Source organism: Bordetella genomosp. 10 (genome assembly GCF_002261225.1).
Classification (GTDB): Bacteria; Pseudomonadota; Gammaproteobacteria; order Burkholderiales; family Burkholderiaceae_B; genus Bordetella_C.
In genome coordinates, this window is record NZ_NEVM01000002.1 from 1,342,623 (window position 1) to 1,355,114 (window position 12,492).

Genomic DNA, 12,492 nt, shown 5'->3' on the forward strand with positions numbered 1-12,492 from the left:
GACACCATGAAGCGTAACCAGGATGCGTCGCAGCGGCGGGCCAGGCTCGCCGACATCGCCGAACGGGCCGGCGTGGCGACGTCGACGGTATCGCGCATCCTGATCGGCGAGAAAACCCTCTCCATCCGGCCGGAGACCCGCGAGCGCGTGCTGGAACTGGCGCGCGCGCTGTCCTACCGGCCGAACCCCCGCGCCCGCAGCCTGCAAGCCCGCAAATCCTTCTCCATCGGGCTGGTCATCCCGGAAATCGACAACCCTGTGTTCGGGGCCATCATCCGGGGCGCCCAGCGCGTCGCCATCGAGCGCGGCTACTCGCTGCTGATCGCCTACGCGGACAAGGACTTTCCGGACCAGGACCTCTACGCCCGGCTGGTCGAGGACAACCAGGTGGACGGCCTGCTGGTGACCACCCTGCAAACGGCGCCGCCGTTCGACCCGGGGCGCTGGAGCATTCCTTATGTCCTGGTCAATCGCGACAGGGGCGCCGACGATCCCAAGGTGATGGTCGATTACCGGCACGGCACGCGCGACGCGGTGCGCTACCTGGCCGCCCTGGGCCATCGCCGCATCGCCTACGTCAGCGGGCCGCTGGAGCACTATACGGGCAGGACCCGGCTGGAAGGATACCGGGCCGGCCTGGAGGAAGCGGGTCTCGAATTCGACCGGGCGCTGGTGGTGGAGTGCGACTATGGACGCGCGAAAGCGGAATCGGCCATGTCCCAATTGCTGAAACCCGAGGGATCAGCGCCGACGGCGGTATGCGCGGCGAACGTCGCCGTGTCGGCGGGCATCCTGGCGGTGCTGGCGCGCGCGGGCCTCGCGGTGCCGCGGCAGGTATCGGTGCTCGCGCTGCTGGACACCTTCGTCGCCGACATGCTCACTCCCCCGGTGACGGCGGTCAGCTATCCTTTCATCGATCTCGGGCGCGCGTCCGCTTCCTATTTGCTGGATATGATCGAACTCGGCAAGCCGTCGGCGGCGGCGCCTCCGCTGCCGCGGCACGGCATCACGGTCCGCGGCTCATGCGGACCGGCGCCGGCATAAACACCGGCATAGACGACGCCGGAAAATGGACTGGAACATCTCGCCGCGCCCAACGCCTCCACGGGACGCGCGGCCCGAATCTCTTGGAGCGAAGCACATGGAAAATCCGCAATCCCCCGCCATCGCGGCGAGCACCGAGAACCTGTCGCGCACGCAGGTCGTGGACAAGCCCATGGTCGAGAGCCGCGGCGGCATCGTCGCCTCGCAAAGCCGCCGCGCGGCCCTGGCCGGCGTCGCCGTGCTGGACGCGGGCGGCGACGCCGTCGACGCCGCGGTCGCCACCTCCTTCGCGCTGGGCGTGGCCGAGCCCTGGATGAGCGGCGCCGGCGGGGGCGGCGCGATGGTCGTCTGGCGCGCCGACGAGCAGCGCGCATACGCCGTCAACTTCGGCCTGCACGCGCCCGGCCGCCTCGATCCGGCCGCCTATCCCCTGGCGCCCGAGGCGCCCCGCAGCGAATTCTTCGGCTGGCCGGCGGTGCTGGAAGACCGCAACGTGCGCGGCCCCAAGGCCATCGCCGTGCCGGGCACGGTCGCCGGCATGGGCCTGGCCCACGCCCGCTACGGCCGCATGCCCTGGCGCGACGTGCTGGCGCCCGCCGTCGGCATGGCCAGGCAAGGCCTGCTGGTCGACTGGTACGCCGGACTGCTGATCTCGTCGTGCACGCGCGAACTGGCCCAGGATCCCGATGCGGCGGCCATGTTCCTCGACGAAGGGAAATGGCCCATCGTGGGCGGATGGACGGCGCTGGCCGAGCGCCGGCTCGACCAGGGCAAGCTGGCGCACACCCTGGACCACCTGGCGGACCAGGGGCCGGCGGCGTTCTACACCGGCGACATCGCCGAGGCCCTGGCCCGCGACATCCAGGACAAGGGCGGCTACCTGTCCGCCGAAGACCTGCGCGGGTACGCCGCCCGGCTGGAGGATGCCCTGGCCATCCCCTACCGCGGCGCGCGCATCCACGCGACGCCGGGCCACACCGCCGGCCCCAGCCTGAAGGTGGCCCTGGACGAGCTGCAGGCGGCGCTGCGCACGCCCGCCGCCGGGCGCGACCGGCCGGGCCCGGAGGCCTACGTCGCCATGGCGCGCGCGCTGGACCGTTCCTTCAAACAACGGCTGACGCAGATGGGCGACCTCGATTCGCCCACGGCGCCCGCCTGCACCAGCCATTTCTCCGTGATCGACCGGCACGGGAATATGTGCGCCGTCACGCAGACCCTGCTGTCCGCCTTCGGTTCCAAGGTGGTGTCGCCGTCGACGGGGCTGCTGATGAACAACGGCATCATGTGGTTCGATCCGGAGCCGGGCCGTCCCAATTCGCTGGCGCCCGGCAAGAAATGCCTGATGAACGTGTGCCCCGTGGTGGGCGAAACCGCGGGCGGCGACCGCTACGCCGTGGGCGCTTCCGGCGGCCGCAAGATCATGAGCGCGGTGCTGCAATTGTCCGTCTTCCTCAGCGACTATGGCCTGACGCTGGAGGACGCGTTCCGGCAGCCGCGCATCGACATGAGCGGCAGCGGCACCGTCATCGCCAACAGCAAGCTGCCCCCGGCGGTGATCGCCGCGCTGCGCGAGGCGTTTCCGACGGTGCAGACGCAGGCGACGCTGTATCCCTACGCCTACGCCTTCCCCTCGGCCGTCATGGCCAGCCGGGGCCGGCATTTCGGCGCCACCGAGATCACCTCGCCCTGGTCGGACGCCGTCGGCCAGCAGGAATAAGGCGCGGCGCGCTCCTTCGATCCCGCGCAAGATTGATCTGGCGCAAAAACCCCGGCGCTGGCAGCCGCGATACTGTCAGCGCATTGTCAGCTTTCCGGCACGGCGCCCCGCCGACGATGCATACCTGTCCTTCCCATGATCGCCGCGCCGCCGCGCGGCTTGCCACAAGGAGGTTGCATGAGCTGCCTACTCGTCCCCGTCGACGGTTCCGACAATGCGCTTCGGGCGCTGCGCTACGTCATCGACCACAAGCCGATGTTCGAGCCGCTGACCCTGCATCTGCTGAACGTCCAGATCCCCATCACGTCCGCGTCCGTGCGCCGCTTCATCGACAGCGCCACCATCCACAAATACCACCAGGAAGAAGGCGAGGCGGCCCTGGCCAACGCCAAGGCGCTGCTCGACGGCAGCGGCATCCCCTACACCGCGCACATCCAGGCCGGCAGCAGCGCCGAGACCATCGTCGCCACGGCCGATGAGAACCATTGCGACCACATCGTGATGGGCACGCGCGGCCTGGGCTCGGCCGCCGGCATGTGGCTGGGCTCGGTGACCACCAAGACCCTGCACCTGGCGAAAGTGCCCGTCACCGTGGTGAAGTAGGCCTACGCCCCGGGGCGCGCGGTTCCGTAGCGGCGTTTCAGCCACGCCACCGCCGCGTCCACCAGGGGATGCGCGCGCTCCGCCGACCAGGCCAGGGCGGCGGTCACGACCATGACCTTTTCCCTGAGCGGCCGCACCACCACGTTTTCCGGCGCCAGCTTCTTCATCGAGGACGGCACCAGCGCCACGCCCTGCCCGCAGCCGACATAGGCCACCTGGGACGCCACCGAGCGCACCTCGTGCAGCACGCGCGGCATCAGGCCATGGGCGCGGCAGGCGGCCGTCAGCATATCGAAATAGGCCGGACTGACCTGGCGCGAGGACATGACCAGCGGCTCGTTCGCCAGCGATTGCAGGCGGATGCGCGTCATCGCGGCCAGGGGATGCTCCCGCGGCAAGGCGACAGCCAGCCGGTCTTCGGTCAAGGGCAAGGTGGCAATGCCTGGCCCGGCTTCGCCGTCCAGGCGCACGAAGGCCATGTCCAGTTCGCCGGCCAACAGGGCCGGCACGGCCTCGGCGCTGTCGATCTCCCGCACGAATACCGTCAGATGAGGATGGCCGCGGCGCAGCGCGTTGAGCAAGGGCGGCACGGTCTCCAGCATCGCCGACGTAATGGCGCCGACGTGCAGCACGCCGGACTGCCCGGCCGCGACCTCCCGCACCACCCGCTCCAGGTGCTCGACCTGGCCGGCGAACTGGCGCACCGCGGGAAGGATGGCCGCCCCCGCCGCGGACAGACGCGTGCCGCGGCGCGAACGCTCGAACAGCCGCAGCTTGAGCGAATGCTCCAGCACCTTGATCTGCTCGGTCAGCGGAGGCTGCGACATGCCCAGCCTGAGCGCGGCGCGGCCGAAGTGCTTTTCCTCGGCCACGGCGAGAAACATCCACGACTGGCGGATCAGGCGGAAATCGATGGTGCTCATGGCATGTGTTCCGGAATTCGTATCACGGCGATATGAAATTAGAAATTTCGCTATCAGTGGGGCCTCCAGATAATACGGCGACTTTCCTGCTTTGCTTCCTCGTGGATCGACCGACGCATGACATCTCTCCTGGACCGCCTGGCCTCCCTGGACACCAACACCGTGTCCGACGCCCTCGATTTCCTCGGCCTGCCCGGCGCCACCTGCGGCCTGCGCCCCTTATGGGACTGCCCGAAGGTGGCCGGACGCGCCAGCACCATCCAGCTCGGCCCCAAGCGCGACGACCGGCCGACGGTCCATCTCATCTCGCCGGTGATCGACGCCATCGACCGCAACGACCGCGTGCTGGTGATCGCCGGCGGACTCGACGGCATTTCCTGCTGGGGCGACATCCTCGCCAACGCCGCCCACGCCAAGGGCATACGCGGATCGATCATCGACGGCCTGAGCCGCGACATCGAAGGCAGCGAATCCATCGGCTATCCCGTGTTCGGACGCGGCGTGACCATGATCAGCGCCCGCAATCGCGTGGTGCAGACAGGCGCGGGCGAGCCGATCACGATGGCCGGCGTCACCGTGCACGAGGGGGACTACGTGATCGCCGACCGCTGCGGCGCCGTGTTCGTCCCGGCCGCGCACATCGACGCGGTCCTGGACCTGGGGGAACGCATCGCGCGCCGGCAGGACGGCATGGTGGCCGCGGTGCGCCAGGGCCGGCCGGTGGCCGAGGTGATGCACGACGAGGAATTCGAAGCCATCCGGGCGCGATAAGGGCGCAACAAGGACACAACGAGGACACAACGAGGAAAACCGCCATGACCACGAACACCCTTCGCAAACCCCACCCTGAGGACCAGGAACTCGTCGCGCTGTTCGCCGGCCTGGACACCGCCGGCGTATCCGACGCGCTGGACAAGCTGGGCCTGCATGGCCAGGCGCTGGGCATCCTGCCGCTGGCCGACTACCGCCGCACGGTGGTGGGCCCCGCCTACACGGTGAAGTACGTGCCCGCCACCGTCCCCGCCGGCACGGTGGGCGACTACATCGACGACGTCGCCGAGGGCGACATCGTCGTGCTCGACAACGACGGCCGGCTGGACTGCACGGTCTGGGGCGACATCCTGACCCAATACGCCGGACTGCACGGCGTCGCGGCGACCGTGATCGACGGCGTCTGCCGCGACGTCGGCCGCGCCCTGGCCGACGACTACCCGATGTTCACCGCCGGACGCTCCATGCGCACCGGCAAGGACCGGGTGCAGGTCGAGGCCGTCAACGTCACGGTAACGGTAGGCACCGTGCGCGTGGCCGCGCGCGACATCGTGGTCGCCGACGCGAACGGCGTGGTGATCGTGCCGCGCCATCGCGCGCGCGAGGTGGCGGCCCTCGCCCACGAGATCGAAGGCGTCGAAGCCGCCATACGCGCGCGCATCGCCCAGGGCGACACCCTGCGCGCCGCGCGTGAAGCGCTGGGGTATCACACGCTGCAACGGAAGGCCTGAGACGGCCGCATCCGGCGGCAGCGATGACGCGGCGCCGCCGCATCGAACGCCGTACCGAACACCGTGGCAAACACGGAAAAACAAGAGGAGACACCATGAATACCCGCCCCATCACGACCAGGCTGCCGCGCATCGCGGCCGGCCTGTTCCTCTCGGCGATGACGGCCGCCGCGGCCACCGCGGCCCCGGCAAGCGCGCAGGCCGCCCCGGAATCGGCGTGGCCCGCGAAACCCATCGTCCTCGTCGTCGCCTATCCCGCCGGCGGCACCTCGGACTTGCTGGCCCGCCTGCTTTCCGCCGGGCTCAACAAGCGATTCGGCCAGCCCGTCATCGTCGAGAACCGTCCGGGCGCGGGCGGCACCATAGGCACCGAGTACGTCAGCCGGGCCAAGCCGGACGGCTATACCTTCCTGGTCGGCTCCAGCAGCCCCATCACCATCGCCGGCGCCCTGTATCCGAAATTGGGCTACCAGCCGGCGCGCGACCTGACGGACGTCGCGCCCCTGGTGGCGACGCCCTTCTTCCTTACGGTCAATGCCGCCACCGGCATGCGCACCGTGCAGGACGTCATCGACGCCGGCAAGGGCGGCAAGCTCAACTTCGGCTCCGCGGGTTCCGGGTCGCCGCAGCACATCCTCGGCGAAATGTTCAATACCGCCACGCATACCCGCTTGCAGCACATTCCCTACAAGGGTTCCGGTCCCTTGCTCACCGACCTGGTGGGCGGCCAGGTGCAGCTCACCTTCGAAAGCCCCGTCGTGGTCATGCCCCAGGTGCAGACCGGCAAGCTGAAAGCCCTGGCCGTGACCGGCGAGGCGCGCACGCCGCTGTTTCCCGACATTCCGACCTTCAAGGAACTGGGCGTGCACGGCCTGGAGGCCCAGCCCTGGTACGGCGTATTCGGCCCTGCCCGCCTGCCGCCGGCGATCGCCGGCAAGATGAACGAAGCAGTGCAGGACATCCTGCGCCAGCCCGACGTGCAGGCAGGCCTGCGCACCCTGGGCGCGGACGCCATGCTGATGGATCCGGCCCCGTTCAAGGCCATGGTCGACCGCGACATCGCGACCTGGTCCAGCGCGGTGAAGAAGGCCGGCGCGACCATCGACTGAGCGCCGAGCGGCCGTGAACGAGGGGGAAGGCCGTGCGCGTCGCGCAAGACGGCGCGCCCCCTCGCGGCAACCCCTCGGCAAGCAGGTACACTCCAACTCATCCATAACGATGATGTCGATACCTGCCGTCCATGTCGCATTCCTCGTCACGCCTTCGGCGCGTGCTGGTTGCCTGGCTATACGCCGTGGCCTTGGGCCATCTGGCCGTCAGCCTCTTCCTGACCTGGGGCGGCCACGCCGCCGTGGTGACCGACTATCTGGCCACCGTCGGGCACGCGCTGCGGCCTGACGCCGCGCCCGCGCAGGAACAGGCGCTGCAACGCTGGTGGCTGGCCCTGTTCGGCGCGACCCTGCAGAGCTATTCCCTGTTCATGCTGGCGCTGGTGCACCTGGGCAATACCTTGCGCGCGCCCGCCGCCTGGCTCGGCCTGATGGCGGGCGTGCTGCTCTGGGCGCCCCAGGACATGCATCTGTCCATCGCTTCGGGCGTCTGGATCAATCTCTGGTTCGACGCCGCCGCTCTGCTGGTCCTGCTGCCGCCCCTGGCCTGGCTGTACCGGCACGACCGCCGGTGCATCGGCACATCCCCCGTCTCCCCTCTCCCGCATCGCCCCGACCATGGCTGATTTCTCCGTGCTGACCCTCGCGCTCGATCTGCTGATCATCCAGGCGATCCTCGGCGCCCTCGACACGATCTACCACCATGAGCTCACCGTCGCGCTGCCCTATCGCCGCAGCGCGCGACTGGAGCTGAGCATCCACGCCATGCGCTCCTGCTTCTACGGCGTGCTGTTCCTGGGCATCGCGCACCGGGCCTTCCAGGGCGGCTGGGCCGTCACGGTGGCCGTGCTGTTCTCCCTCGAAATCTGCCTGACGCTGTGGGATTTCGTGATCGAGGACCGCAGCCGCAAACTGCCCGCCATCGAACGCATCATGCACACCGTGCTGGCCATCAACGCGGGGGCCTTCTTCGCGCTCTACGGCATGCAGCTATGGGCCTGGTCCCACCTGCCCACGGCGCTCGCGCCCCTGGACCTGGGCTGGCGCGGCTGGGTGCTGACGCTGTTCGCCATCGGCGTCACCGCTTCCGGCATACGCGACGGCGTCGCCGCCCTGCGCCTGCGACGCCAGCGGCCGCGCGCGAATCCCTTCGCCGGCCTCGGCCACCAGCGCGTGCTGGTGACGGGCGGCACCGGCTTCATCGGCGAACAACTCGTCGCGCAACTGCTGGAGGCTGGCCATGCGGTCACCCTGCTCACGCGCGATCCCTTGCGCGCCGCCTACCAGTTCGACGGCCGCGCCCGTTGCGTGCGCGATCTCGGCCAGCTCGCCGCCGCCGACGCCTACGACGCCGTCATCAACCTGGCCGGCGCGCCGATCGCCGGCGGCCCATGGCGCCCCGGGCGCAAGGCCAAGCTGCTCGCCAGCCGGATCCGCACCACCGAAGCCCTGCTGCAATGGCTCGCGCGCGCCGCGCACAAGCCCGCGCTGTGGGTGCAGGCCTCGGCCATCGGCTACTACGGCGTGCGCGATCCGGAGGAGCGATTGGACGAGAACGCCGCCCAGGGCGAAGGTTTCATGGCGGAGCTGTGCGCCCGCTGGGAAGCGGCCGCGCGGCCGGCGGCGGCCATGGGCGTGCGCCAGGTGACCTTGCGCCTGGGCATCGTCTTCGGCGCCGGCGGCGCGCTGCTGCCCTTGCTGATTCCCTTTCGCCTGGGCGTCGGCGGCCGCATGGGCGACGGCCGCCAGATCATGAGCTGGGTGCATCGCGACGACGTCACGCGCGTGATCGCCCATGCCTTCGAGGACCCCGCCATGCGAGGCGCCTACAACCTGGTGGCGCCCGACGCCGTCAGCCAGGCGGTTTTCGCCGAGCGCGTCGGCAAGATCCTGCGGCGGCCGGTCTGGCTGCACGTACCCGCGCGCCCCGTGCGCGCGATCGCGGGCGAGATGGCGCAATTGTTCTTCGACGGCCAGCGCGTCGTGCCGAACCGGCTGACCGCGGGCGGCTACACCTTTCTCTACCCCACCCTGGATCTCGCGCTGCGCGATGTCGTCTGAGAACGCGGCATGACCAAGCCCCTGCTATACCTGCTGGCCGGCAACGGCAGCGCCACCGACTGGTGGGACGATGTCCTGCCCTGCTTCCGGCGCTATGAGGCCCGCCCGCTGGAACTGCCGGGCTTCGGCGACAATCCCCTGCCGCCATGCGCCGATCTTGCCGAGTATGCGCGAGCGCTGCTGTCCATGACGGAACGGGGCCACGCCATCGTCGCCGTGGGCGTCAACGCCCTGCTGGTCCTGCACGCGCTGCAACGGCAACCCGGCCATTTCTCGCGGACGGTGCTGCTGGCGCCGGTCGGCGCCTTCCTGTGGCAACGGCGCCTGCCGGCCTTGATGGCGCCCCTGCCGCTGCGCAAGACCGTGCACTGGCTACTGTCGCGCCGGCCGGCCCTGTTCGCCCGCAAGTTCTCGCGGCAGCGCTGGACCGGCGAGCAATACCGCCGCATGGGCCGCGGCTACGCGCGCTGCCGCGCCTTCGTGCCGCACTGGGACCTGGTGCGGCCGGACACCGCCCTGCCCCTGCTGGAATGGGTGCGCGATCCCATCGAACTGGTCTGGGGCGACCAGGACCGGATGCTGGGCGTCGCGCAGGCGGCCGCCTGGTCCGCCATCCTGGCGCGGGCGGAACTGACCGTCAGCCTGCAACGAGGCTGGGGCCACTATCCCTGGATCGACGCGCCAGCCGAATTCGCCGGCTGGCTGGAATCGGGACCGCCGGCGCGCGGTTTCATCGCGCACACCAAGGGCGGACGGCTGCGGCTCGCCACCCTGGCGGGACAACCCGTACCGCCGGCGATCACCGTGACGGACCCGGGCGACGCGCGCTTGCCGGGGCTGTTCGCCGATCATCCCAACGCCGCCTGGGCGGTGCGTTCGTCCAGCCACACGGAAGACCAGGCCGATGCCGCCAACGCGGGCCTGCATACCACCTACCTGCGCGTGCCGGCCGCCGACGTGCCGGCGCGCATCGCCGACCTGCGCGCCAGCGGCGTCGAAGAAGCGGTGGTGCAGCGCTACGTCGCGCCGGCGCTTTCGGGCATCGCCTTCGTGCGCCACGTGGCGGTGGAACTGGAATGGGTCGAGGGCCATCTGGAAGGCCTGGCCGACGGCACCGCCACGCCGCGGCGCGCCGTGCTGTCGCCGCTGGGCGAGGCCTGGCGCGAAGGCGCGTTCTCGGCGTCCCACGGCTTGACCGCGGCCGCGCTGTGGCGTTTCCTGCAATCCGTATTGCGCACCTTCCACTATGTCCATGGCGATATCGAATGGGCGTGGGATGGACGGCAATTGTGGCTGCTGCAATACCGTCCCATCAGCGCCTATCCCTGGCGGCGCAACCTGACCTCCGCCAACATCGGCGAAATCCTGCCGCCGCGCCCCAGCCGGCTGACCGAATATGCCCAGCGGCGCGCGGCGGGCAGCATTCCCGCCATCATGGCGCGCTGGGATGCGCGCGTCCTGATGGACAACGAACCCTTCACCGCGACCTTCGCCGGCGCGTCCTATATCAACAGCGACCTGTTCCTGGCGCGCATGGCCGACTGGGGCATGTCGTCGCGCGGCTATGCGGCGGAGATAGGCGGCTCGGCGCCGCGCCTGCCCTGGCGTCCGCTGCGGCTGCTGCGCTCGCTGCCGCTGTTCGCGCGCATGCAGCGGCGCGCCCGCGCGCACCTGTACACGCTGGAGGCAGGACTGCGCCGCCATGACGACGAACTCAGCGGGCTGATCGCGCAAGGCGCGGACGGACAGCAACTGGCCGACTGGTTCACGCGCTTCTACGTCTTCGTCGTGCAGGGCAACCTGTGCATCGCCTCGGCGCTGGCCGGCAGCGGCGGCGACATGCTGGGACGCCCGGCCACGGCCTACGGCGATCTCGCGGACAGCCCGCACCGGGTGCCCTACGAAGCCGATCCGGCGTCGCCGCGGCCCGCGCTCGCCGCGCTGCCATTGCAGGCCTTTCCCCGATGGCCGCGCCTGATCGGGCTTGCCCATGCCTTGGGACTGCCCGGCATGCGCGGCTACTACCTGCAGGTGCGCGAGTGGTATCGCGACAACCTGATGCGGGTGTGCTTCCGCCTGCACCACGCCATGCCCGCGGCCGACCGCGCGCACTGGTTCGCGCCGCACGAGGACAGCCGCGACCGCCAGGGCAGCTTCTGGCAGGACGGGCGCGAGAGCGCGGAGCGGGCCGCCGGCTTCATGATCTACCCGGGGCGGGTGCGAGGCACGCTGGGCGCGGACATCCTGCTGGTGGATGCGCTGGAGCCCGGCATGTATGCCCGCTACCAGGCGGCGCGCGCCGTCATCGCGCGCATGGGCGGGCGCCTGTCGCACGGGTCGACGCTGTTGCGCGAACTGCGCAAGCCGTCGGCGGTGCTGCCGGACGTGGATCCGTCGTGGTTGGGCAGGACGGTGCTGTACGAGGATGGGAAACTGGCGCTGGTCGACGAGGCCGGCGAGGCTGGCGACGGCGCCGGACAGGCTGGCGCGGCGTCCTAGGCCGGCGGCGAGTAAGACACCGGCGGCGGTTGGCCGCCCTGGTCGTCGCGGGTGTAATAGTCGACGCCGCTCAGGGCGAACATGATGACCAGCATCAGGCCCGCGAGCGCGCAGACCAGGCGGGGCACCGCCTGGGGCGCGGCCAGGTGCATGAAGAAGACGCCGATCAATACGGCCTTGATCCCGGCAATGAGGATGTTCAGCGGCATGTTGAGGCTGCCCAGGGGAATGTAGGCGGTGCCCACCGTCAAGGCCGCCAGGAACAGCAGCAGCGCCCATATCGCCAGCAGTCGCCGCCGGCGGCGGCGCAAGCCGTCATCCAGGATTTGGGATTCGGGATTCTCGATCTTCATGATGCGCGTCCCGCCAGATAAAGGATGGGAAACAGGAAAACCCATACCGCGTCGACGAAATGCCAGTACAGGCCCACGATCTCCAGGCGCCGGGCCCACGGCGTCCCCGGCGCGCGGCCGCCCGACGCCAGGATGTAGGAAACCAGGGCCAACCCGACGATCATATGCACCGCGTGCATGCCGGTGGCGACGAAATAGACGAAGAAGAACAGGCGCATGCCCCCTGCCGAATCGGCCCCGGCCGCGTGGAAGGCCGCGGTGGGGAACAGGCCTGCCCCGGCATCCTTGGCGTATTCGAAGCCCTTGATGGCGAGGAAGACGCCGCCGAGGAGCAGCGTCAGCCACAGCAGGCGCCTGGCCCGCGACGGCACGCCCGCGTGGCCATATTCGACCGCCAGCGCGATGGCCGCGCTGCTGCTCAGCAGGACCATGGTGTTGATGGCGCCCAGAGTAACGTCGGTCAGGCGGCTGGCCGCCGAAAAGGCCTCCAGATGATGGAAGCGCCCGATGGCGTAGGCGAAGAAGACGGGCCCGAAGAACATCGCTTCCGACGCCAGGAACACCCACATCGCGAGCCGCGATTTGTAGGCATGCAGGACGTCGGATGCCGAAAGCGCCGCTTCGCTCATGGTGTGCCCTCCTGTCGCTTCGCTCCCCCCTCCCCGAGGGAGGATTCGCGCT

Annotated in this window: 12 protein-coding genes; 9 read left to right on the forward strand and 3 right to left on the reverse strand. The window is 70.0% G+C overall.

The window, feature by feature from the left end:
• The first annotated feature begins 6 nt into the window (after positions 1 to 6).
• The 3 genes from CAL29_RS15050 (at position 7) to CAL29_RS15060 (ending at position 3,364) form a co-directional block, all read left to right on the forward strand.
• Entirely contained in the window at positions 7 to 1,044 is a 1,038-nt protein-coding gene (locus CAL29_RS15050; RefSeq protein WP_094853786.1) for a LacI family DNA-binding transcriptional regulator, read from the forward strand.
• A 97-nt stretch (positions 1,045 to 1,141) separates the two neighbouring features.
• On the forward strand, positions 1,142 to 2,761 hold the full coding sequence (locus CAL29_RS15055) for a gamma-glutamyltransferase (protein ID WP_094853787.1): 1,620 nt from the start codon (positions 1,142 to 1,144) through the stop codon (positions 2,759 to 2,761).
• A gap of 177 nt (positions 2,762 to 2,938) precedes the next feature.
• On the forward strand, positions 2,939 to 3,364 hold the full coding sequence (locus CAL29_RS15060) for a universal stress protein (RefSeq protein WP_179284040.1): 426 nt from the start codon (positions 2,939 to 2,941) through the stop codon (positions 3,362 to 3,364).
• A 2-nt stretch (positions 3,365 to 3,366) separates the two neighbouring features.
• On the opposite strand, the gene CAL29_RS15065 is transcribed toward CAL29_RS15060, so the two are convergent.
• Positions 3,367 to 4,287, reverse strand: a complete 921-nt coding sequence (locus CAL29_RS15065) for a LysR family transcriptional regulator (RefSeq protein WP_094853789.1) — start codon at positions 4,285 to 4,287, stop codon at positions 3,367 to 3,369.
• Positions 4,288 to 4,404: 117 nt separating this feature from the next.
• Here CAL29_RS15065 and CAL29_RS15070 point away from each other — a divergent pair, with 117 nt between their 5' ends.
• The 6 genes from CAL29_RS15070 (at position 4,405) to CAL29_RS15095 (ending at position 11,458) form a co-directional block, all read left to right on the forward strand.
• Positions 4,405 to 5,058: an RraA family protein gene (locus CAL29_RS15070; protein WP_094853790.1), complete on the forward strand. Its 654-nt coding sequence runs from the start codon at positions 4,405 to 4,407 to the stop codon at positions 5,056 to 5,058.
• A gap of 44 nt (positions 5,059 to 5,102) precedes the next feature.
• The gene (locus CAL29_RS15075; protein ID WP_094853791.1) at positions 5,103 to 5,789 is read left to right on the forward strand and encodes an RraA family protein; all 687 of its coding nucleotides are present in this window, start codon (positions 5,103 to 5,105) and stop codon (positions 5,787 to 5,789) included.
• 95 nt (positions 5,790 to 5,884) lie between these two features.
• Complete coding sequence (locus CAL29_RS15080; protein WP_179284041.1) at positions 5,885 to 6,898, forward strand: Bug family tripartite tricarboxylate transporter substrate binding protein; 1,014 nt, start codon at positions 5,885 to 5,887, stop codon at positions 6,896 to 6,898.
• 131 nt (positions 6,899 to 7,029) lie between these two features.
• Positions 7,030 to 7,524 carry a hypothetical protein gene (locus tag CAL29_RS15085; RefSeq protein WP_094853793.1) on the forward strand — a complete coding sequence of 165 codons (495 nt, stop codon included), beginning with the start codon at positions 7,030 to 7,032 and terminating at the stop codon, positions 7,522 to 7,524.
• Positions 7,517 to 8,959 (forward strand): TIGR01777 family oxidoreductase, encoded by a 1,443-nt coding sequence (locus tag CAL29_RS15090; RefSeq protein WP_094853794.1) that lies wholly within the window; start codon positions 7,517 to 7,519, stop codon positions 8,957 to 8,959. The genes CAL29_RS15085 and CAL29_RS15090 overlap by 8 nt, the downstream gene beginning before the upstream one ends.
• 9 nt (positions 8,960 to 8,968) lie before the next feature.
• The gene (locus tag CAL29_RS15095) at positions 8,969 to 11,458 is read left to right on the forward strand and encodes a PEP-utilizing enzyme (protein ID WP_094853795.1); all 2,490 of its coding nucleotides are present in this window, start codon (positions 8,969 to 8,971) and stop codon (positions 11,456 to 11,458) included.
• On the opposite strand, the gene CAL29_RS15100 is transcribed toward CAL29_RS15095, so the two are convergent.
• Entirely contained in the window at positions 11,455 to 11,811 is a 357-nt protein-coding gene (locus CAL29_RS15100; RefSeq protein WP_179284042.1) for a cytochrome C oxidase subunit IV family protein, read from the reverse strand. The two genes, CAL29_RS15095 and CAL29_RS15100, sit on opposite strands and share 4 nt — an antisense overlap.
• Positions 11,808 to 12,440: a cytochrome c oxidase subunit 3 gene (locus CAL29_RS15105; RefSeq protein ID WP_179284043.1), complete on the reverse strand. Its 633-nt coding sequence runs from the start codon at positions 12,438 to 12,440 to the stop codon at positions 11,808 to 11,810. Before CAL29_RS15105 ends, CAL29_RS15100 begins: the two co-directional genes overlap by 4 nt.
• Between the last annotated feature and the right edge of the window lie 52 nt (positions 12,441 to 12,492).

What these genes read in the sequence shown, in the direction of transcription:
- CAL29_RS15050 (WP_094853786.1), top strand. Translation starts at nt 7, where the DNA reads ATGAAGCGTAACCAGGATGCGTCGCAGCGGCGGGCCAGGCTCGCCGAC.
- CAL29_RS15055 (WP_094853787.1), top strand. Translation starts at nt 1,142, where the DNA reads ATGGAAAATCCGCAATCCCCCGCCATCGCGGCGAGCACCGAGAACCTG.
- CAL29_RS15060 (WP_179284040.1), top strand. Translation starts at nt 2,939, where the DNA reads ATGAGCTGCCTACTCGTCCCCGTCGACGGTTCCGACAATGCGCTTCGG.
- CAL29_RS15065 (WP_094853789.1), bottom strand. Translation starts at nt 4,287, where the DNA reads ATGAGCACCATCGATTTCCGCCTGATCCGCCAGTCGTGGATGTTTCTC.
- CAL29_RS15070 (WP_094853790.1), top strand. Translation starts at nt 4,405, where the DNA reads ATGACATCTCTCCTGGACCGCCTGGCCTCCCTGGACACCAACACCGTG.
- CAL29_RS15075 (WP_094853791.1), top strand. Translation starts at nt 5,103, where the DNA reads ATGACCACGAACACCCTTCGCAAACCCCACCCTGAGGACCAGGAACTC.
- CAL29_RS15080 (WP_179284041.1), top strand. Translation starts at nt 5,885, where the DNA reads ATGAATACCCGCCCCATCACGACCAGGCTGCCGCGCATCGCGGCCGGC.
- CAL29_RS15085 (WP_094853793.1), top strand. Translation starts at nt 7,030, where the DNA reads ATGTCGCATTCCTCGTCACGCCTTCGGCGCGTGCTGGTTGCCTGGCTA.
- CAL29_RS15090 (WP_094853794.1), top strand. Translation starts at nt 7,517, where the DNA reads ATGGCTGATTTCTCCGTGCTGACCCTCGCGCTCGATCTGCTGATCATC.
- CAL29_RS15095 (WP_094853795.1), top strand. Translation starts at nt 8,969, where the DNA reads ATGACCAAGCCCCTGCTATACCTGCTGGCCGGCAACGGCAGCGCCACC.
- CAL29_RS15100 (WP_179284042.1), bottom strand. Translation starts at nt 11,811, where the DNA reads ATGAAGATCGAGAATCCCGAATCCCAAATCCTGGATGACGGCTTGCGC.
- CAL29_RS15105 (WP_179284043.1), bottom strand. Translation starts at nt 12,440, where the DNA reads ATGAGCGAAGCGGCGCTTTCGGCATCCGACGTCCTGCATGCCTACAAA.